The organism is Exobacillus caeni, assembly GCF_005747095.1.
Lineage (GTDB): Bacteria > Bacillota > Bacilli > Bacillales > Guptibacillaceae > Exobacillus > Exobacillus caeni.
The window spans coordinates 193950-212962 of sequence record NZ_SWLG01000004.1; the positions used below are offsets into that span (position 1 = coordinate 193950).

24 protein-coding genes and 1 other annotated feature are annotated in these 19013 nt (G+C 40.6%); of the genes, 20 read left to right on the forward strand and 4 right to left on the reverse strand.

Annotation, left to right across the window (positions count from 1 at the left end; genetic code table 11):
- Positions 1-85: 85 nt before the first annotated feature.
- From FCL54_RS06490 to FCL54_RS06505, 4 genes are all read left to right on the forward strand, one after another.
- Positions 86-943 carry an ABC transporter permease subunit gene (locus FCL54_RS06490; RefSeq protein ID WP_138124448.1) on the forward strand — a complete coding sequence of 286 codons (858 nt, stop codon included), beginning with the start codon at positions 86-88 and terminating at the stop codon, positions 941-943.
- Positions 944-1993: an ABC transporter permease gene (locus FCL54_RS06495; RefSeq protein ID WP_138124451.1), complete on the forward strand. Its 1050-nt coding sequence runs from the start codon at positions 944-946 to the stop codon at positions 1991-1993.
- A gap of 22 nt (positions 1994-2015) precedes the next feature.
- On the forward strand, positions 2016-3086 hold the full coding sequence (locus tag FCL54_RS06500) for an ABC transporter permease (protein WP_171016714.1): 1071 nt from the start codon (positions 2016-2018) through the stop codon (positions 3084-3086).
- 333 nt (positions 3087-3419) lie between these two features.
- Complete coding sequence (locus FCL54_RS06505) at positions 3420-4262, forward strand: SDR family oxidoreductase (RefSeq protein WP_138124457.1); 843 nt, start codon at positions 3420-3422, stop codon at positions 4260-4262.
- Positions 4263-4734: 472 nt separating this feature from the next.
- Here the strand turns inward: FCL54_RS06505 and FCL54_RS06510 are convergent, their stop codons facing one another.
- Together FCL54_RS06510 and FCL54_RS06515 are read right to left on the reverse strand one after the other, a co-directional pair.
- Complete coding sequence (locus FCL54_RS06510) at positions 4735-5412, reverse strand: hypothetical protein (RefSeq protein WP_138124459.1); 678 nt, start codon at positions 5410-5412, stop codon at positions 4735-4737.
- Positions 5409-5987 carry a sigma-70 family RNA polymerase sigma factor gene (locus tag FCL54_RS06515; protein ID WP_246055156.1) on the reverse strand — a complete coding sequence of 193 codons (579 nt, stop codon included), beginning with the start codon at positions 5985-5987 and terminating at the stop codon, positions 5409-5411. The genes FCL54_RS06510 and FCL54_RS06515 overlap by 4 nt, the downstream gene beginning before the upstream one ends.
- Before the next feature lie 228 nt (positions 5988-6215).
- On the opposite strand from FCL54_RS06515, the gene FCL54_RS06520 reads away from it, so the two are divergent.
- The 4 genes from FCL54_RS06520 to FCL54_RS06535 all read left to right on the forward strand — a co-directional run bounded on the left by FCL54_RS06520 (position 6216) and on the right by FCL54_RS06535 (position 7720).
- Entirely contained in the window at positions 6216-6434 is a 219-nt protein-coding gene (locus FCL54_RS06520) for a DUF1659 domain-containing protein (protein WP_138124462.1), read from the forward strand.
- Between the two features lie 34 nt (positions 6435-6468).
- Positions 6469-6687, forward strand: a complete 219-nt coding sequence (locus FCL54_RS06525) for a DUF2922 domain-containing protein (RefSeq protein WP_138124465.1) — start codon at positions 6469-6471, stop codon at positions 6685-6687.
- A 195-nt stretch (positions 6688-6882) separates the two neighbouring features.
- A complete protein-coding gene (locus FCL54_RS06530; RefSeq protein WP_138124468.1) occupies positions 6883-7026 on the forward strand; it encodes a YvrJ family protein in 144 nt (47 codons plus the stop codon).
- 22 nt (positions 7027-7048) lie between these two features.
- Positions 7049-7720 (forward strand): N-acetylmuramoyl-L-alanine amidase, encoded by a 672-nt coding sequence (locus tag FCL54_RS06535; protein WP_171016715.1) that lies wholly within the window; start codon positions 7049-7051, stop codon positions 7718-7720.
- A gap of 71 nt (positions 7721-7791) precedes the next feature.
- Here the strand turns inward: FCL54_RS06535 and FCL54_RS06540 are convergent, their stop codons facing one another.
- Positions 7792-7971: a YfhE family protein gene (locus tag FCL54_RS06540; protein WP_425467106.1), complete on the reverse strand. Its 180-nt coding sequence runs from the start codon at positions 7969-7971 to the stop codon at positions 7792-7794.
- A 504-nt stretch (positions 7972-8475) separates the two neighbouring features.
- Between FCL54_RS06540 and FCL54_RS06545 the strand changes: the two genes are divergently transcribed.
- The 3 genes from FCL54_RS06545 (at position 8476) to FCL54_RS06555 (ending at position 10306) form a co-directional block, all read left to right on the forward strand.
- On the forward strand, positions 8476-9099 hold the full coding sequence (locus tag FCL54_RS06545; RefSeq protein ID WP_138124474.1) for a hypothetical protein: 624 nt from the start codon (positions 8476-8478) through the stop codon (positions 9097-9099).
- On the forward strand, positions 9096-9743 hold the full coding sequence (locus FCL54_RS06550) for a hypothetical protein (RefSeq protein ID WP_138124477.1): 648 nt from the start codon (positions 9096-9098) through the stop codon (positions 9741-9743). The genes FCL54_RS06545 and FCL54_RS06550 overlap by 4 nt, the downstream gene beginning before the upstream one ends.
- Before the next feature lie 146 nt (positions 9744-9889).
- Complete coding sequence (locus FCL54_RS06555) at positions 9890-10306, forward strand: hypothetical protein (protein ID WP_138124480.1); 417 nt, start codon at positions 9890-9892, stop codon at positions 10304-10306.
- 134 nt (positions 10307-10440) lie between these two features.
- On the opposite strand, the gene FCL54_RS06560 is transcribed toward FCL54_RS06555, so the two are convergent.
- Positions 10441-11151 (reverse strand): nucleotidyltransferase domain-containing protein, encoded by a 711-nt coding sequence (locus FCL54_RS06560; protein ID WP_138124483.1) that lies wholly within the window; start codon positions 11149-11151, stop codon positions 10441-10443.
- Between the two features lie 133 nt (positions 11152-11284).
- Between FCL54_RS06560 and FCL54_RS06565 the strand changes: the two genes are divergently transcribed.
- From FCL54_RS06565 to FCL54_RS06605, 9 genes are all read left to right on the forward strand, one after another.
- A complete protein-coding gene (locus FCL54_RS06565) occupies positions 11285-11602 on the forward strand; it encodes a hypothetical protein (protein WP_138124486.1) in 318 nt (105 codons plus the stop codon).
- 2 nt (positions 11603-11604) lie between these two features.
- Positions 11605-12183 carry a hypothetical protein gene (locus FCL54_RS06570; protein ID WP_138124489.1) on the forward strand — a complete coding sequence of 193 codons (579 nt, stop codon included), beginning with the start codon at positions 11605-11607 and terminating at the stop codon, positions 12181-12183.
- Between the two features lie 353 nt (positions 12184-12536).
- Positions 12537-13112 (forward strand): GNAT family N-acetyltransferase, encoded by a 576-nt coding sequence (locus tag FCL54_RS06575; RefSeq protein WP_138124492.1) that lies wholly within the window; start codon positions 12537-12539, stop codon positions 13110-13112.
- 246 nt (positions 13113-13358) lie between these two features.
- Positions 13359-13880: a GrpB family protein gene (locus FCL54_RS06580; RefSeq protein ID WP_138124495.1), complete on the forward strand. Its 522-nt coding sequence runs from the start codon at positions 13359-13361 to the stop codon at positions 13878-13880.
- Positions 13881-14024: 144 nt separating this feature from the next.
- Positions 14025-14222 carry a hypothetical protein gene (locus tag FCL54_RS06585; protein WP_138124498.1) on the forward strand — a complete coding sequence of 66 codons (198 nt, stop codon included), beginning with the start codon at positions 14025-14027 and terminating at the stop codon, positions 14220-14222.
- A 141-nt stretch (positions 14223-14363) separates the two neighbouring features.
- Positions 14364-14582, forward strand: a binding site (T-box leader).
- 63 nt (positions 14583-14645) lie between these two features.
- Positions 14646-16334, forward strand: a complete 1689-nt coding sequence (gene argS, locus FCL54_RS06590) for an arginine--tRNA ligase (protein WP_138124501.1) — start codon at positions 14646-14648, stop codon at positions 16332-16334.
- 3 nt (positions 16335-16337) lie between these two features.
- Positions 16338-16856, forward strand: coding sequence for a 2'-5' RNA ligase family protein (locus tag FCL54_RS06595; protein WP_138124504.1), 519 nt, complete (start codon positions 16338-16340; stop codon positions 16854-16856).
- 199 nt (positions 16857-17055) lie between these two features.
- The gene (locus FCL54_RS06600; RefSeq protein WP_138124508.1) at positions 17056-17592 is read left to right on the forward strand and encodes an RNA polymerase sigma factor; all 537 of its coding nucleotides are present in this window, start codon (positions 17056-17058) and stop codon (positions 17590-17592) included.
- Positions 17567-19003, forward strand: a complete 1437-nt coding sequence (locus FCL54_RS06605) for a hypothetical protein (RefSeq protein ID WP_138124511.1) — start codon at positions 17567-17569, stop codon at positions 19001-19003. Before FCL54_RS06600 ends, FCL54_RS06605 begins: the two co-directional genes overlap by 26 nt.
- Positions 19004-19013 lie beyond the last annotated feature (10 nt).

Here is a 19013-nt window from a genome sequence, read left to right on the forward strand (position 1 = left end):
GTCTATAATGGTGTAGGAAGATTGGCACAGATCAAGCTGTTAAAAAAACAGAAAATCGCGGGTTATTAGGAGGGACATAAACTTAATGACAAGAGGGATCTATCGTTTTTCATTTAAATTCCTGTCTGCCTTTGTGGGAATTATTTTACTGGGCTCACTGCCCGGCCTGTTCAACGGATTGTCCATAAATCCTGCAGGCTATATTGAAAGTGTTAAAGGGATGTTTGGCACACTCTTTACGATAGGAGAATTAAAGTATCGTGCGGGACAGGAAGAATACTTCTTATTTCCTCACATTCTTGAACCGCTTCAATATTCGCTCATCGTTTTATTGGGAGCGCTGCTTCTTGCTTTTATCTTAGGATTGTTTTTTACCTTTATTACGATGATGCTGCCTCGAAAAGGAAAGAAAGGTTTTAAGCTGTTTGCCTTTTTGTTTGAATCGCTTCCGGATGTGTTTATCATTGCGCTCGCTCAAATAGGTATTATCTGGTTTTATAAGAAAACCGATATTCTTCTTTTGGATGTGGCGGCTTATGACAAAACTTATGCTTTGCCTATTTTAATTTTAGCGATTTTACCGACTGTATTTTTTTATCGGATCATGCTCCTTGTCTTTGAAGAAGAAATGCAAAAGCAATATATCGATCTTGCGAAGACAAAGGGTTTGAACAGGCAAGTGATTTTGATGGTACATGTGTTCAGGAACACGTTGATCGGAATCTTTTACCATTCCAAATCGATTATCTGGTTTACGCTGTCTAACCTGTTTATTCTGGAATATGTATTCAACCTGCGAGGGATTGTCATGTTTATTTTTGAGCACCCTACGCCGGAGATTTTTACAATCAGCTTCATTTTGCTCTTTATTCCTCTATTCATTTTGCTGGCATTGTGGCAGCTGCTGGCAGAAAAAGTATCGAAGGAAGAGGCGATCGTATAAATGATCAAGCGGTTATTACGGCAGCCGTTATTCCTTCTTGGGTTCATTCTTGTTTCTTTCTTGCTTATCGGCAGTATACTTTACCATTACATAGGCGGTGATGTTCTGCCGAAAACAGAACTTAAGTATGATAGCGATGGAATGTTGGTTGGTAAACCTCCATTTACCCCCTTGGAAACCAAACCGCTTGGAACGGATAACTATGGTTACCATCTCTGGGAACAAATACTGATCGGAGCAAAATATACGATTGGCGCAGCGTTGATTATTGCAGTGTTAAGAGTGCTGCTTTCATTTGTCTTCGGTGTAGTTTCCGGTACCTATTTTAAAAAGGGAATGGAAAAATTATCTGGGCTTATCGATTCTATTCAGTATGTTCCAATTTCCCTGCTGGCTTATTTTCTTCTTTTAACTGTTTTAAATGAAAATGGGGCTATAGGCGCTTTTGAATATTCATTTGCAGAGCGGGTGGTCTTTCAAATCGTCCTGCTGACTGTAATCGCGATCCCATCGACAACTTTACTGATTTCTAATGAAACAAACTCCGTATGGAAAAAAGAATTTATTGAATCTGCCAGAACCATTGGGGGAAACAGATTTCATATTTTAATAAAGCACATACTTCCCCATCTCTACCCGAGGTTGACCATTGTCTTTATCCAACAAGTGGTATCAGCCCTTCTTTTATTGTTGCATTTAGGGCTACTCAAGTTGTTTTTTGGAGGGACAAATATCCAGTTCGGTATAACAGGTAACGCAGAGGACTTCTTATCCACTACTTATGAATGGTCGGGACTTATAGGGAGTACCTGGAGATATTTAACCATCACACCATGGGTTCCGTTATCTCCAATCGCGTTTTTTGCTGTGACGATCTTAGGTTTCAATTTGATGCTGCAGGCGATCAAACAGACGCTGGACCGGGAAGATTCTCCAGGAACAAGCAGGAAGAATCATTTCAGGGATGCATCCCTGTCCGTGCCAGTGCCTAAGGATGAAAAGTTTGAATTTATTTATGAAACAGAGCTGCACGAGGCTTCTAACCAGTGAAATTAGCAAAGGGGGGTTCAAAATGGCAAAGCAAATACTTAAAAATCCTCTTTTTATTATCGGGTTTTTATTTGTTTTCTCATTGTTTGCAGGAAGCATTTATTACCAGATCGCAGAGGACAACTATCTGCCTCAGACAGATTTAAAATATTCCGAAGACGGGACCCTTGAAGGGAAATCGCCGTTTTCTCCTGTTGAAGTACCTCCTCTTGGAACAGATAAGCACGGATATCATATGTGGGAGCAAATTCTCATCGGGGCAAAATATACAATCGGCCTGGCGGTAGTGATCGCTTTTTTGAGAGTTGTTTTCTCTGTTTTGGCAGGAATTATTACAGGAACATACTTTAGGAAAGCAACAAAATATCTAACTGGCATTGTTGATTCCATGCATTACGTTCCGATTGCGCTCCTCGTATATTATTTGTTATCCAGTGTGATTATGTCGGATGGAATGACTGGCACATATCAATACACATTCCTGGAACGAGTCGGTTTTCAGGTGATCATTATGGCTCTTGTAGCTATTCCAACAACCACGTTGCTTGTATCAAACGAAACAAATTCAATCTGGAACCGGGAGTTCATCGAATCAGCTAGGACACTTGGTGGATCTCGTTTTCATATTTTAAGGAAGCATGTCATGCCACATCTCTGGCCGAGGTTAATTCTTGTTTTTGTTCAACAGATTGTTAGTGTGCTTATTTTATTACTGCATCTAGGTTTGTTAAAGTTATTTTTTGGAGGAACGAACGTAAGCTTTGACCTTCTTGGGACGGAGTATATGTCTTCGACTTATGAGTGGTCGGGGCTCATCGGCTTTACATATCAATACCTTGCTTATCAAACCTGGATTCCGCTTGTTCCAATCCTGTTTTTTACTGTTACTGTTCTGGCCTTTAATCTTATGTTAGAGGGGATTAAGGTTTCTCTTGAACGGAGTGAAGCGGTAGCTGTAAAAAAGAAGAAAAAGGGCGAACAGAAAAAGCCGAAGACTCTATCGAATTATGCTTCTGAAAAGGATTTTCAATTTTTGTCTTACCAGGAAAGAGCTGAAAGTGAAGATATGAGGCAGACTGTTTCGAGTAGATAAAAGCTGAATGCGGCGCTCTAATCTTGGGCAGCCGTATTTTTTTGTATTACAGTAAGTAAGTTACTATGGCAGGTTCAACAAGGGAAATAATGCTTATGTCTTTCCGGGTCTCTCGGCATCTGCGGAATTGAAAAAAGAAGGTGAGGCATACGGAGGTATGTTATTCCGCGCGTTCCTTTCTAGCAAAGGAGAATGCTCGACACCGCTGAAAAGGTTAGAATATAGATAGGCGCAACTAAGCATCCGTCTTCCCAAAAAGATTGCTGATTAGCGAGTTTTATTTATGGTGAGCTAGAATTATAGTAATCAAGAATGTAATGATGAGGTGAAAGAGTGAGAGATAAGAAAGAAGTTTTAATTACAGGAACCTCCAGCGGATTTGGATTGATGGCAAGTCTGAGTTTTGCAAAAGCAGGCTACCATGTTATCGCAACGATGCGTGACTTAAGGAAACAAAATCAACTTGTCCAGCTTGCAGAAACAGAAGGTCTAACGGAATTAATAGAGATTGTACAACTGGATGTTAACGAAGGGGAACAGGCGAGTGAAAAGGTGCGCCAGATAATTGAAAGCGTTGGCAGAATAGATGTGTTAGTCAATAATGCAGGATATGCAGCTGGAGGATTTATTGAAGACATCCCACTTGATGAATGGAAAAGGCAGTTCGATACAAATTTCTTTGGCATCGTTTCTGTTACAAATGCAGTGCTGCCATTTATGAGAAAGCAAAAGAGCGGAATGATTTTAAATATTAGCAGCATCAGCGGGAGGGTTGCATTTCCAGGCATGGGACCTTATGTTGCATCTAAATTTGCGGTAGAAGGATACAGTGAGACTTTAAGGCTGGAAATGAAAAAATATGGGATCCATGTTGTGTTGATTGAACCTGGTTCTTATAAAACTGACATATGGGAAAAGAGCCTTGCTGAGTTTACAGAAAAGCCAAACTCTGCTTATAAGAGCCAGTTATCGAGTATGTTAGGGCAAGTGAAGCAAATTTCCAAAGGAGCGGGTGATCCTGAAGAGGTGTCTAAGCTGATGGTAAAAGTCGCCGATACCGCTAATCCATCATTACGTTACCCAATAGGGAAGGGAGTAAAGGCTTCTGTCCGCTTGAAGAATACGCTTCCGTGGAAGTGGATCGAAAAAATTATAACAAAACAGATCGATTACTAGGAGAATAGATGGTGAAAACTAACCGGGGCTGGGGCAAAAGTATTTTAGCTAATTCAACATTCTTTAATAAGAACTAGAATAGGATCGGATTTTTCTTTTAAACCGTTTTTGTAGGTTTAATTGTTCATCATATATCGGCTGCATTTTTAAACAATACTGGGGTACCTCGACCCGCTCCGAAAATACACTTCGCTAGTGGAAGAGTAACAAAGTTATTTCTTCAGGAAATCACCTTCAGCGAAGTATTATGCCGAAGCGGTTTAAAGCACTCGACTAGAGTAAGAGAAACCCTTTATAAATTTAATGCGGATTTTCTACCATATACAAATGAAGTTTAAATCGCTAAAAGAAGTAACTTTCTAAACTTTTTTATCCTGAATCATTCGTTTTAGACTCGAGCGTCTTACTTATGTGCCAGACTCGTTTAATGGATTATTGATTCAAGAAGTTTTCTTTACCAGGCTGTCTGATTCTATAGGTCAGGCAGGCTATATTTTGAATCCTTTTTTTCGCTTTCTCCTGGTTCGCGCCATAAAATAACACTGGAGTCTCTTGATTTATATCCCTTTAATACTACGGAATTGCCGTCCCCAAAATAGTTCTTTTCACTAATGTGATAGTCGATCTCAATTTCAACGGTGTAATAGTTCCATAAGTCTCCCATGTTGTTTGAATTGTTTGCATCCATCTTAAATAAGTGGGAGAGAAGTTTAAGGACGTCCTCTGATGCAGCAATCATTTGTTCTTTATTGATATCATCCCGCACCGATAATTGAAGGCTCAAAAAGTTTGGCTTTCGATAATAGCCTATAGACGTAATATCTCCTTCACGCAATGCGATTTCTTCAGCCCTTTTTATATAGGCAGCACTAATATACGGCTTCTTTACTTCCTCGTCGCCTTTTTTATTGTCCCAGAAATGAAAATCACTGCCTAACACACTGACAGAACCAACCACCAGCAGCGCGACACAAACTACTACGCTAAGCCAGTCTTTCATCCTGTTTTTTCTGGGATGCTGGCCGTGGCTTTTCAGCAGTATATTTTCAAGCATTCTATCCCGTTTCGTTTCTGTTAACCTTTCTTTTTGAAACATAGCGGCTTTTACAGATTCCTTTAACTCTTTGTGCTCGTTTTGCAGTGTTCTCACCCTCTTTCCGGTCCAAGTTTTGCTTCCAACAACTGGCGAGCGCGAAATAATCGAGATTTTACAGTTGATATTTTCAACTCTAGCAAACCGCCGATTTCTTTTACACTTAATTCTTCATGATAGAAAAGAATAAAAGGCTCTCGATATTTTAATGGAAGATCGAGTATTTCCTGTCTTAGTTTCCGATATTCTTCTTTCTGGACAATGGAAAATTCGGGTGAGGCTTCTTCTGATCTCATAAATTTATTAATCACGTTAGTAACAAAAATATTACGGAACGACCAGCTTCTTAACGTATCATGGCAACGATTGATCGCTATTCGATAGATCCAGTTTTTTAAGGATGCTTCGCCCCGGTATGTATCGAGCTTTAAATAACAGGTTAGGAACACTTCCTGCGTTATATCTTCCGCTTTTCCCCAGTCTTTCACATATGTGTAGGCAAGGCGAACGATCGCTTCCCCGTAATTTTCCAGTAACTCTTCCAGGAACAACGCCTTTTGCATTTTGCTCAGTTTATGGTAATCTTCGATATTTTTTACTTTTTGATCCGGGTTGTTAATGGTGTCCCCCATCTTCACCATCTCCATTGCATTGTTTTATGTATGCTTCATTAATAAAGACGTTCCGAAAGAAAAAAGGTTGCAGGTTTTTTAAAGTTCCAGAGCCAGAGCCTATTCCAGGCAATTTTGACAGTTATTAGTATACCATGTTCCCACTATGCCATCTGACCCGGTTATTTTTTTGCTTTGCCCCTTTTTGTTCGGCTGAATCGATATATAAAGTGAAAGGGGGTGAACGACATGGCAACGGTAACTTTAATGGACACTCAGTTAAGGCTTGTATTTGAAGTAGGAGTCGATCAGGATGGAAAGTCGATCTTTCGCAGCAAGAACTTTAACAATGTGAAGCCATCCGCTGCATCCGATGCATTATATGCAGTGGCAACAGCCTTATCACCGCTCCAACAACACGTGCTTTTTGAGATCGAGCGTAACGACTCCTCGGACCTACAGGCATAGTGGGAGGAAATAATAAGAGAAAGGAGGATATATGATGGCTAAAACGCTGGAATTGCAATTTATTACCCAGGATAACAAAACAACTTCGCTTTCACTTAACGACCCTATCGATCCTATCGACCCGGCTGCAGTGGCAGCAGCGATGGATGTCGTAGTTGCTCAAAATATCTTTTCAACGAGCGGCGGCGATATTGTCGGGAAAAAAGGCGCGCGTCTTATCGAGCGTAATGTAAGTGATATAGAAATCCTTTAGTCAAAGAAGGGAGAGCGTGGGCTCTCCCTTTTCTATCACTACAAGAATGCATAAATTTGAAACAAAAAGTAATCCAGAACAATAACAAACGGTATGGCTATAGTAAAAGCGAAACTAGTGCTCCGACCTTCATATATAGGGCTCGCTGATCTGCTAGTTTCCTTTAAAGTGATTTTACCCGAGAGGAGGAGGAAAATGGAACCCTTGATTCCGTTAATAAGCGACGTAGGATTCCCGATTGTGGTCACACTGTACCTATTGCACCGCATCGAGAAAAAGTTGGACACATTGAACGAATCAATAAGGGGTCTGACCCCCTTGAAAAATGTGGATAACTGAAAAAGGAAGGAGGCGGTTGGAGATGTTAGTTATCGATGCAGGGCATGGAGGGATTGATCCAGGTGCAGTTGTGAATGGCATCTGGGAGAAAGATTGGACGCTTGAAGTTTCGTTGTACCAGCATGAGCGCTTTAAGGAGCTTGGCATCCCTGTTCTATTAACGAGAGACAGAGATCAAGCCCTTTCCCCTGAAGCCAGAGCTGCAAAGGTAAGGCAGTCAGGAGCGCGGTTTTGTATCAGCAACCATTATAATTCAGGGGGAGGGTCCGGTTGTGAAACGATCCATTCGATTCATTCGGATGGGAAACTGGCGAAAAGTATTGGCAGGTCATTGAATGTAGAAGGAATGCCGCTTAGAAGGGTATTTAGCAAAAAGGGGACTTCTGGGGACGATTACTACTACATGCATCGAAAAACCGGTAAGGTAGAAACTATTATTGTGGAGTATGGATTTTTAGATTCAAACCGGGATAGGAAGAAGCTAAAAAGTTTTAGCGATCGAATGAGGTTTGCGGAGGCGGTGGTACAGGTAATGTGTACGACACTTGGATTTCCTTATACTTCTAAAGCAAAAGGGCTCGCTACCGATTTATACTATGTGCAGATTGGTGCATTTAAAAATCAGCAAAATGCGTCTGCCCTTTTGAAGGAGTTAAACAAAAAGGGATATCAGGCAATTATCAAAAAGGGTTAAGAGTGAATGAAAAAAGCCGCCCAAAAGATGGAGCGGCCCTTTTTATCTCGTGAGAATTTTAAGTTTCCTTATTATTCATTAGAAGTCAATAAGTTAGGATTCTTTTGTTTTGCTTTGCGTACTTTTCGCTTGCGGATCCCGCCTGCAATATCTGCTTTTTTAAATTCGTGGGCGTAGGTCACTTCCTGAGCATCGGTAAGCGTGAATCCACCTTCTCCAATTGGTTGATATTGAGCATTACTTTTAGCCAATGTAACTCATCCTTTCCTAGTTGAATTGGATTCCATTTTTCGGCTCTACAAGGTTAATTCCCGGATTATACATATTAAAAACATGGGAGACTGGATTTCCTTCATTCGTACTAAACTTGCCGTTTCTTTGGCAGGTGGGCAGGAACGGAAATAAGAAGATTACTAGAATCTTGAAGTACAAGAAGTTTATCTGGATGATGAAAATTACAATCGCATCAATTAAAAAGGGGCTGACACTTTGCTTTTGAGTCGGTCCCTTGTTTAATGGATTCAGATAATTGAGGAGTGATAAGAATTTCAGAGCTGGTTTCCGGGGTTCAGAGAACATTTTCGTGACTTCAGAGCAGCTATGCGGACCTTCAGAGCAAGTATTCAAAATTTCGTAGCATATGTTCAGTTGCTTTAAAGCAATCATAAGATACCCCTTCGTTTGAGTAGTTCCCAACATAGAAAGATGGTGGTAAAATTATAATAATATTCTGGAAAATAATGACGGGGTGAAAAATGAAAAGAACGTTACTGATTTTTTTATGTTTAGGCGTTTTATCGCTGGTTGGCTGTAGTTCCGGCAAGGAAGGAGTTGCCGAGATTTCACCTGCAAAGTTATCAAAAGAAGATGAAATCCTGTTGAATGCGGCGGTGGGCAGCAATTATTTTATCGGGAAAATTTCCTTGCATACAGATAAGAAAATGTGGATTAAAAGCTGGGTGGAAGTAATGGAAAAAGGACAGAAAACCCAAAAACAGCTGACTAAGGTCGATGAATTAAAAGACAAAGATTCCCGACTGTTGTTTGTTAATACTGCGTATATGAACGATAACAAAGAGTTGGCTATCAGCGTAATAACTGACACCGACTATACACGTGGCTCTACCACAATGGAAAATATTGAAAATCCAGCGATAAGCGGATTTGATAAACTTGAAGAACCTCTGGTTTTAGAAGAAGGAAAGGCTACCACACTTGCGATGATCGCTGAAAACAGCGGCAATGAAATGAGAACGTTATCTGTGTTGGGAGTAGATGATGACCCTTCTTATCTTGAGGATATTAAAAAGTATGATCGTGTTACATTATATAAGATCATGGTTTCGACTAAAAATCCTGAAGCAGGTCCCGGAGAATGAGAAGGCCATTTTTAACTAAAACACGAATACTTGTCATATATGGAATCTTAGTAACTTTTTCTATAAAATATCCAAATGATCAGGTTATACTGGCAGAAATGATGGAGAGGGCGGGAGTTCCTGCATGGTCAGAGAATGGTGAGGGAATCCATTATGCAGGAATAATTTTGTTCTTCCTGCTAATTTTCACACTATATTTTATTAATCATTTTTTTGGAGTGAAAGCGGCACTGTTGGCGTTTTTTGCGCCAATATTTTTAACCGGGTTAATTTTAATATCTTTTCAAGCAGCCTTTGCTAACGGTATTTATGCGGTTGCTTATAACAACGGTTCGAGCAGTTGCATCTATGATACTGAAAACAATATCTTAACAGGAAGCTGTTCATTCTCCATTACAAATTATAGTGATGAAGAGATTCAATTTACTGCTCAGCTACACAATGGTTATCAGGATGAGATCTACAGTTTAGTAATGGAAGCATTTTCTTCAAAGAATTTGGGCATCAAACCCCATGAAACGAGAGAATATACTGTTCCGCTAAAATATAGGATTCCAAAAGACTCTTCCTTTAGGCAAATTAAAGGTAGGTTAAACGGAATCCCTTTATTACTACGTGAGGGCGTTTATGAAAGAAGGCTTTAACAGGCACGGATAGGAACCTAACCTAGTTAATTAGATTAGGTTCTTTTTTTACACTAAATTGTAAGGGCTTTCATTTTGGTATTTTTCTGAATAATGTTAAAATATAGAAAATAACACATTGGCAATACAGCGCTGGGGAGGACTTCATGAAGAAGCAAGTGACAGGAATGCTAATTCTTGTATTTCTACTGATTTCGACAACTGGTTGTATACAGGTAGAGATGGCAGCGAAAGAAGCAGGTAACTATTTTTTTACCGGTGAAAGTGAACATTGGCACGCCATATATACCGTCTCAGACATAAAAGGGAACTATTATGATTCTATTTATTTGCAATATACAGGGGACGGCAAGGTGAGCGATGCCACATATCATTTGAAAGGAAAATTCGTTACGGCGAGCAACCGAATTACACTTGATGGTGAAAAAAACAGCTACCAGGATTCTTCAAGGTGGCAAGAAAAGGTGAAAAGCTTTGAACCGTCCCATAAAGAGAAACTTGAATTAACAATGAAATGGAACGGAGAAGAAGAAAACATCGTGCTATCTCTTGAACAGGATTGATTGATGTAGATTGCCCTGCTGTTTTACCTTATAGGAAAGGATGATGCACGATGTCGTGGAAAAGTTTAAGTATTTAAATCAAGTGCAACTATGCCTCTTTCTTCACCTAAGGTTTGACGATCAGCGAGTTTTCTTTAGTCTTTCCCAAGGCTAAACCCTTCAAAAAGGCGTCCGCCATACTGGTCGAGAATTTGATCTGTGAAAGCAATCAGTTCCCGTTTTTCCCTGGATAGATAAAAGCTATCAAAAGCTAAAACAAAACGATCGGCTAGCTCCTGGTCATAATTTCTTAATGCCCGGACGATCCATTTCCCCTGCCCGATCCATTGCCTGTTTGTCCTCAGGATAAATTCATGGAGGTTATACGCAAGGTTATTAACGATAAACAAATCCTCGGCCGGTTCTCTAGAGCCTTCCAGATCATCCAATAAATCAGTGATGCTATAACGGGCGAGTGCGGTTTGTTCTGCAGTCCATGGTTCTGGTCCTTCTAAGAGCATTTTCTTTGCATCTTCTTTTAATTGATCCGCAAGCTTTGTTATATCTTTTAGTACGATTCCTTCTAAGAGCATCTTTGGCATGGATGGCCTGCCGCGTTTACAATCGGATTCCATAAAGTCATAAATTGATTTTCTGTTATGTATAAAGGCTTCGATCGGCCATCCGTTTTCGAAAAACGATTCGCGATAAGCTTTATTTAGCGTCTCATCAAGAATGATGATGTCAAGATCAGATGTAGGCGTTTCTTCCCCTCTCAGGATACTTCCGCCAAGAATAGCGAGCGAACTAGTAGGAAAGTAGTGTGAGATGAAGGTTTTTGCTGCTTCTTTTGCAATTGGTCTCATAATATGCAAACCTCCTTTCTGTTCATTTCGATTCAGATAAAAAAAATCCCTGCATTACCAGAGCCTTTGTTCGGAAAACTTCTTTATGGTAAGTTTAAATTGCTTAAAAAGTAATTAATTGGAGGATAAAGGGATGAATAGAAAGGTTTTGTACACGATAGCGGGTTTTGTGGCAGGAATTGCCCTGATCTATTATAGTGGAACAGTGACATACTTACATAAGAAAGAAATACATCATGGTGAAGTGATAGAAAAAGCCCACAATGAAGATGGTTACTTTGTTATTGTGGAATCGAAGAATCATGATGAACCAGTTGAATTAAAAGTGAAAGAGCAATCGACCTGGAATCTTGTTAGAAAAGAAACTCCTTATCACATAAAGTATACCTGGTTTGGAGGAAAGAGCCCGGAAATAGATGAGATTGAAGCAGAAGAGGAAAAGGGAGAATAAGCATGGGAAGGCCCTTGTTCATTTTAATTTGTTTGCTGATATTGGGTGGGTGTGCCCTGGATCAGGGAAACACAGATTCCGACCCTGAGCGGATGCCTGCAACATTCCAAGAGGCTCTGTTGGAAGCGCGAATTAACAAAGAGAATGTTATTTACGAACATAGAGATAAAAATGCTGGTTATGTTCTTTACAAAAAGGATGAGGAGATAGGGATCAGCCATTTCCGTAACACAGACCAGGGATGGTCTTCAACCGGAAGCAGTTCAGGAAGTGTTACTGATGACAAACCATTATCTTTTATAGGTTCAACATGGTTACTAGGACAGAATGCTCCAGAAGCAAACGGAACTTATCAAACAGTTTTTTATGGGGAAGTCTTAGACCATGATATTGGAAAGGTCAATGTTTCGTTCGGCGAGGCTTTAGAAGAAGCTCAAATTCTAACCCATCGCCAAAAGCGCTATTGGCTGATAAGCAAAAAAGGGGATGCTTCTAAGAATAAAGTAATCGTAGAAGCTTATTCGAATAGCGGAAAGAAAATTTTCATTTCAGAAAGTGATGATAACTCATCGTCCGATTGAGAAGTGTGCATTACAAAAATACCGGGTAAAAATTACTAAAAAAATGGATGGAATTGCAACCTGTCCACAAGCCTTACCGTCTTAATATATGGGAGGGAACAAGGTGCGTTTTTTAAAATGGTTTCTCTATGGAGTTTTGATAGCAATTCCCCTGATTGTGTTCTGGATCATTTTTATTTGAAAACGCTCTATTAAAGTGACCAACCAGCTTAATCGGTTGGTCTTTTTATTTTTCTTGGATTGAAAAAACGGGACAAAAGTTTTATTCATTATTTTATGATTATAGGGTAAATGGATGATAGATAGAGCATTTTGACACGCAGATATTGTTGTAAACTGAAGGAGGAAAGAGGATGAAGCCAATGGAAGATATATTTAGCGAATTACTAGAGCTTGATACCGACCGGATGCTGCTGAGGGAAATAAACAAGGAAGATGCAGTGGACATTTTTGCATATGCCTCGGACTATGACGTTGCAAAAGAAACAATGTGGAAACAACACGAAACGATTGAGGACAGCTACGACTACATAGAGCATGTAAAGAAATCTTTTGAAGAAAGGAAATCAATTACATGGGGGATTGTCCATAAGGAAGATCATAAGTTAATCGGAGCCTGCGGTTTTGGCGTTTTAAATGAAAGTGATCATATGGGTGAAATCGGTTATGTCCTATCGAAGGTATACTGGGGTGAGGGATATGCTCCAGAAGCTGTCGAAGCGATGATCAAGTATGGCTTTGAAGAAATGGGACTTAACCGTATTCAGGCAAGGTGCAGCAAAACGAACCCTTCTTCCGAGCGTGTGATGCAAAAAGTTGGGATGGAATATGAAGGGACGTTAAGGCAAAACAAGTACGTTAATGGACAATATATTGATAAAAAGATGTATAGTATCTTACGGGAAGATTGGAATAGTATTCAGCTTTAGAAGGAAATGATGCAGGAGAACGATGGCATCACCAATTCCAGTTAAAATGGTATGGTGTCCTTGTCAGAATTTCAGCATGCTGTCGAGGTAGAAGTTCCCGGAAATATCAATGTTTTCTTTTCTTATTCTGGGCTTGCAGCAGTCGCAGAGTCCGTCTATGTGGGTACTCTTCAGCAGGGTTTTCATACACGAACAAAGCCGATTTACAAAGGGTTTTTAAAAATAAACTGTAAAAGGAGCTAGCAGATGGGAGATAAAAGGAAAGTTTATCTTGAAGAGCATAATCCAGAATGGAAGAACAAGTATCTAGAGGAGGAGGAAAAGATAAAAGGGATTTTTGGCGGCCAGCTGGAGAATTCCTATCATATCGGCAGTACATCGATCTCTGGAATCAAGGCGAAGCCAGTGATTGACATCCTGCTTGAAGTGAAAGATATTCATGAAGTTGACCGGCTGAACAACGCAATGGAACAACTGGGATATGAAGCTATGGGAGAGCATGGCATTGAAGGAAGGCGATTTTTCCGTAAAGGAGGCAACAATCGAACGCATCATATCCATGTGTTTGAAAAGGGAAACTCGGAAATAAAGCGCCATGTTAATTTTAGGGATTATATGAGGGCCCATCCGGAAGAAGCACGAAAGTATGAAAGCTTAAAAGCAGAGCTTGCCCAAAAATATTGTGATGATATGGAAAAGTATGCGGAGTCGAAGAGCGAATTTATTAGGGAAATGGATCGCAAAGCCGAGCTGTGGCTGTTTCATTGATTCCTTGTGGAAGTCTATTTAAAAAAGTAACTGAATTCGATAATTGTGTTACAAAGGTTTTACAATATGCTACAAACGATGTACGAATCATATACAAAGGGGTACGCTTGAATTAACTTATATTCTGGAAGGCAGGTTATCCCTTTGGAAAATAATAGAGAAACCAGGGAAAAATTAGCGGTTGATAAATGTTTAAAACATCTTGAAGTGATTGAGGCTGACAATAAAGTGAAGCAATTGGTATACATGTATATGACCAACCTTTATCGTGAAGCATATTCTGAAGGATATGAAGATGGACATGCATCGAATGTGAAAGAGAATAAATTAGCCGTAAAATAATAAAGTAAGCGATCAGTTGTGTTTGCAGCAGGTCGCTTTTTGCATACAAGAGCTGGCTAAAAGAACCGGTTGAATTCAAATTTATCCATTTTTTGTTTGAAATTTTTCTAGACTTGGCTATAATAGGATTAACTTAATGATGTAACGTCAATGAGAAAGAGAGTAGTTATTTAGGAAGCTCCAGCGAGTCAGGGGCGGTGGGAGCCTGATGCGGATAAAATAACGAACCGTACTTTCTCGATGCAAATCTGAACAACAGCTTAGTAGGATTTGCCGGAAGTGCGCCGTTATGCATGTAAGCTGGTTCTGCTGTGCAGAACAAGAAGAGTGGTACCGCGGGAATATTCTCTCGTCTCTTTATAAAAAGAGGCGGGAGTTTTTTGTTTGTATATATTCTATGGAACGAAAAAGGGAGGAAATAACATGGACTATAAAAAACAGTTTGCAGAAAATCTGGAAAAAGCTTTGAATGGAGCACTTGATGCAAAGAAAATAGAGTCAATGATCGAAAAGCCGAAGCATGCTGATCATGGTGACCTTGCATTTCCATGCTTTGAGCTAGCGAAAATCCAGAGAAAGGCTCCAAATCAAATTGCAAAAGAAACTGCCGAAGCAATTGAAAGCAACTTGTTTGAAAAAGTTGAACCAGTTGCAGCGTATGTGAATGTGTTTTTAAATAAACAAATGGTTTCGTCTGAAGTGATTAAAACGGTGATGGAAAGTGGACAGGACTATGGGAACCTGAATGTCGGAAAAGGCGGTGCCGTAACGATCGATATGTCTTCGCCTAATATCGCGAAGCCTTTTTCGATGGGGCACCTTCGTTCCACTGTAATCGGAAATGCACTTGCATTGATCCTGGAGAAAACCGGATATCGACCTGTGAGAATCAATCACCTTGGAGATTGGGGCACGCAGTTCGGAAAGTTGATCGTTGCGTATAAAAAGTGGGGCGATGAAGCAGCCGTTAGAGAAAATACGATTAAAGAATTGCTTTCATTATATATTAAATTCCATGAAGAGGCTGAAAAAGATCCAGCTCTGGAAGAGGAGGGAAGACTGTGGTTTAAGCGCCTGGAAGATGGCAATGCGGAAGCAGTTACACTCTGGGAATGGTTCAGGGAAGAATCGTTACAGGAATTTAACCGCATCTATGAACTGCTTGGGATAACGTTCGATTCCGATCACGGTGAAGCTTTTTATAACGATAAAATGGATCGTGTCATTGACCTATTAAATGAAAAAAGCCTGTTGACAGAATCAGAGGGAGCTCAGGTGGTAGAACTCGAGGATGAAACGCTTCCTCCATGCTTGATCCGTAAATCGGACGGAGCTACCCTTTACGCTACTCGTGATCTAGCAGCGGCGCTTTACCGCCAGGACACGTATGAATTTGTGAAAGCACTTTATGTTGTTGGAAATGAGCAGAGCCTCCATTTTAAGCAAATATTTGAAGTGCTGAAGAAGATGGGTTATGACTGGGCAGATGAAATGCATCACATTCCATTCGGCATGATGCTGAAGGATGGCAAGAAAATGTCAACCCGAAAAGGAAAAGTCGTACTGCTTGAGGAAGTGCTAAACGAAGCGATCGAGCTTGCAGAGCGCAACATTGAAGAAAAGAATCCATTGCTTGAAAACAAAGAGCATATCGCGAAGGAAGTTGGGGTTGGCGCTGTCATTTTCCACGATTTGAAAAACGATCGGAAAAACGATATCGAGTTTTCGTTAGAAGATATGCTTCGAGTCGAAGGGGAAACAGGACCTTATGTGCAATATACAAATGCAAGAGCATGCTCACTATTAAGAAAAGGAAACTATGAACCGGCTGATGCGTCAGTTGAAATCGTCGATGAAGAAGCATGGCCTGTTGTAACAGAGCTGATGGAGTTTCCTGACGCCGTCCGTCGCGCCCTTCTCAATTACGATCCGTCTCAGGTAGCGAAATACATTGTGGACCTGGCTCAGGCATTCAACAAATATTATGGAGCTGTACGTATTCTGGAAAATGAAGAACAGAAGTATGCACGTTTATCGCTCGTACAATCTGTTTCTGTGGTATTGACAGAAGGGCTTCGCCTGCTTGGCATCGACGCTCCGAAAGAGATGTAACGGATGCCGGTACGTACCGTTTGTCTTTTTCCCGATTTTAAGAACAGAGAACGAATCGATGAGCTGCGTGAAAAATATGATCCTTTATTCGGAAAAATCCCGCCTCATATTACACTTGTTTTTCCATTTGAAAGTGAATGGACAGCAGCAGAAGTGGAAAACCATGTGAAGCAAAAACTAAAGCATATCAAGCCATTTACAGTCCGGTTAAGAGGCATTTCAGGTTCCGAAGGAGAGTATTTGTTTCTCAATGTAAAAAAAGGAAACGATGAGATCATCGCTATGCACGATGCCCTGTATACCGGGATGTTGCAGGAGGACTTAAACAGGCAGCTTTCCTACCACCCGCATTTAACCGTTGGCCGCTTTAACAATGAGAACGAACTTATGGGGGCATTGGAGGAAACAGAAGATTTTCTTCACTTTTTTGAAGCAGAAATCAGTTGTGTCCTTGTAGAAAGGATAGGTCCGAACGAGAAATCGATAGTCGAAAGTTGTATTTCTTTAAAAGAGGAAAAATAGAATACGGGAAGAAAGTAGTGTGTGTCGGTGTAGGCACACACTTTTTTGTTTGTGGATAGTTTTTTGCATCTAGAATAGAGGAGCATTGTGGTACCCTGGCAACAACGAAAGAAATAACTGGAAATTTTTTATAAAAAGTGAAATGTTTAACTTTCTGAAACGTCTAATACCATAGGAAAAGGATTTTGGAGGGGGTCTAATGGATACGTCCTATGAAATAGAAGAATGGTTTAACTTGTACAGTGATGATGTATATAACTTCCTTGTTTATTATACCGGGTCCAAAGAGGTGGATGATCTTGTCCAGGATGTTTTTATTAGAGCCATTAAAAACGGGGGACGGTTTGAAGCAAGGTCGAATCCAAAGACCTGGCTTATTTCTATCGCCAGAAACATTGCGATCGATCATTTTCGCAAAAAAAGATGGGAACGTTACCTTCCTGAAAAATTCTTTATAAAACAGGTGTCAGGGGGAAAGCAGCCGGAGGAACAGATCATTTTTGAGGAAGAAAAAAATGACCTTTATACGGAGATCATGAAGCTTAAACAGAGTTACCGGGATGTACTTGTGATGAGGGGAATACTTGAGATGTCGGTAGAAGATACAATGAACGCGCTCAGGTGGAGTGAAGCAAAAGTGGTTTTAACCTTTCACAGGGCACGAAAAGCGCTTAAGAAGCAGATGATGAACGTGGAGAGGGGGAAGATCGATGAAACAAGAGAACAACAGGGATGAATTAGAACGGCTAAAAGAATTTCCTATGCATAAACTGAATCCCACTACAAAAGAACAGATAAAAAGATCGATTGTACTGGAACGGCAAAAACATGATTCTCAAAAACGAAAGAATGACAGGTTGGGAATGATGATGAAGCCGTTACTTGGTGTTCTCGCTGTCACGGCGTTTGTCATCGGCCTCAATAACCTGGACTATGATAGCGGAAGAGCTGGAGACAGTGCTTCGCAAGATTCCCCGCCGAATGTAGCACCTCTCCCTTCGCAGGACGCCAAAGATAACGGAAAAGCAGTAAAAGAAGAAACATATCGTTTAAGCGGAACATTTGAATTTACACGGGTACCTGCAGATAGCGGCGAAACCTTTATGTCAGGTGGAAAAGAAGTCGGTGGTATTAGGAAGATCTCCCACCAGGAGTTTAAAAAGGGACTCTCCAGCCAGGCGCTCTTTGAAAGTGAGGAAGTAGACTTTTTACCATACAGGACAAAGAGGACACTTGAGCATGTAAAGTCCATGAACGCTATTCAAACGATTCACTATTATATAAAGTCAGTGGAAGAGCCGGATAGCTATTATGAAGTATTCTTTCATACTCCGTATTTTAATGAAATGTCAGCAAGAGAAGTTGTTGAAAGGTTCATGTTGGTTTCCCTGCCTGAAGGGTTGCAAGAGGGCAGGAAATTCAGCTACCTTAAGGATTTGGCGCTTACTCTTGTCCAATCAGGAGGAATTAACATCCTTGACATTAAGGAGCTTGGGGTGGCTGGCCTAAACGGGGCTAATAAGGCTGCAGTCCTGGATACCAGTATCGGAGAGGTTACAGTTGTTTATTATCCTGAAAAAAGAGCGGACAGTATAAATGTAAAGAAATTAAAAAGCACCATTGAGTTCCCCTATCGCTACCGGGTGCAGGGGATAGAGGAACCGGTCGAGTCAGGAGTGCCGATCTATTTTAGTTTTGGCAGGGATTATTATTTAATCATGGTAAAAGACAGGGAACTGGATCAACTGATCAGTTATCTTTTTAAAAAAGATAACACAGAAATAGAGGAGAAGGAATGGCAGGAGAGCAAGTATTTTACAACTCCAGACGGAAGTAAAGTTATGGGGATTGAGAATAAAATAGGACTCCGTAGCCCGGTTGTTAACGCAGGAAAAGTCGAAAAGTTCGCCTGGCTTTTTTGGGGAGACATAAATGAAGGCGATGTGAAAGTTACTGCGACCCATAAAGGAACAGGGGAAGTGAAGCAGGCATTAGTGAATGGGGGAGGACCGCTAAAAGGGCCACTCATGGGAGCGGATGCCCACTTTCCATGCAATATGTCTTTCCCATACCCGGGTCTCTGGCGTCTGGACGTATATGTTGGAGGAGTACAGCATGGGTATGTGGTCATGGATGTAAAAGAATAGCGGGGGTCTG

Excerpts from the sequence above, each read along its gene's own strand:
- FCL54_RS06490 (WP_138124448.1), top strand. The coding sequence starts at position 86 with ATGACAAGAGGGATCTATCGTTTTTCATTTAAATTCCTGTCTGCCTTT.
- FCL54_RS06495 (WP_138124451.1), top strand. The coding sequence starts at position 944 with ATGATCAAGCGGTTATTACGGCAGCCGTTATTCCTTCTTGGGTTCATT.
- FCL54_RS06500 (WP_171016714.1), top strand. The coding sequence starts at position 2,016 with ATGGCAAAGCAAATACTTAAAAATCCTCTTTTTATTATCGGGTTTTTA.
- FCL54_RS06515 (WP_246055156.1), bottom strand. The coding sequence starts at position 5,987 with ATGGGGGACACCATTAACAACCCGGATCAAAAAGTAAAAAATATCGAA.
- FCL54_RS06520 (WP_138124462.1), top strand. The coding sequence starts at position 6,216 with ATGGCAACGGTAACTTTAATGGACACTCAGTTAAGGCTTGTATTTGAA.
- FCL54_RS06525 (WP_138124465.1), top strand. The coding sequence starts at position 6,469 with ATGGCTAAAACGCTGGAATTGCAATTTATTACCCAGGATAACAAAACA.
- FCL54_RS06530 (WP_138124468.1), top strand. The coding sequence starts at position 6,883 with ATGGAACCCTTGATTCCGTTAATAAGCGACGTAGGATTCCCGATTGTG.
- FCL54_RS06535 (WP_171016715.1), top strand. The coding sequence starts at position 7,049 with ATGTTAGTTATCGATGCAGGGCATGGAGGGATTGATCCAGGTGCAGTT.
- FCL54_RS06545 (WP_138124474.1), top strand. The coding sequence starts at position 8,476 with ATGAAAAGAACGTTACTGATTTTTTTATGTTTAGGCGTTTTATCGCTG.
- FCL54_RS06550 (WP_138124477.1), top strand. The coding sequence starts at position 9,096 with ATGAGAAGGCCATTTTTAACTAAAACACGAATACTTGTCATATATGGA.
- FCL54_RS06555 (WP_138124480.1), top strand. The coding sequence starts at position 9,890 with ATGAAGAAGCAAGTGACAGGAATGCTAATTCTTGTATTTCTACTGATT.
- FCL54_RS06560 (WP_138124483.1), bottom strand. The coding sequence starts at position 11,151 with ATGAGACCAATTGCAAAAGAAGCAGCAAAAACCTTCATCTCACACTAC.
- FCL54_RS06565 (WP_138124486.1), top strand. The coding sequence starts at position 11,285 with ATGAATAGAAAGGTTTTGTACACGATAGCGGGTTTTGTGGCAGGAATT.
- FCL54_RS06570 (WP_138124489.1), top strand. The coding sequence starts at position 11,605 with ATGGGAAGGCCCTTGTTCATTTTAATTTGTTTGCTGATATTGGGTGGG.
- FCL54_RS06575 (WP_138124492.1), top strand. The coding sequence starts at position 12,537 with ATGAAGCCAATGGAAGATATATTTAGCGAATTACTAGAGCTTGATACC.
- FCL54_RS06580 (WP_138124495.1), top strand. The coding sequence starts at position 13,359 with ATGGGAGATAAAAGGAAAGTTTATCTTGAAGAGCATAATCCAGAATGG.
- argS (WP_138124501.1), top strand. The coding sequence starts at position 14,646 with ATGGACTATAAAAAACAGTTTGCAGAAAATCTGGAAAAAGCTTTGAAT.
- FCL54_RS06595 (WP_138124504.1), top strand. The coding sequence starts at position 16,338 with ATGCCGGTACGTACCGTTTGTCTTTTTCCCGATTTTAAGAACAGAGAA.
- FCL54_RS06600 (WP_138124508.1), top strand. The coding sequence starts at position 17,056 with ATGGATACGTCCTATGAAATAGAAGAATGGTTTAACTTGTACAGTGAT.
- FCL54_RS06605 (WP_138124511.1), top strand. The coding sequence starts at position 17,567 with ATGAAACAAGAGAACAACAGGGATGAATTAGAACGGCTAAAAGAATTT.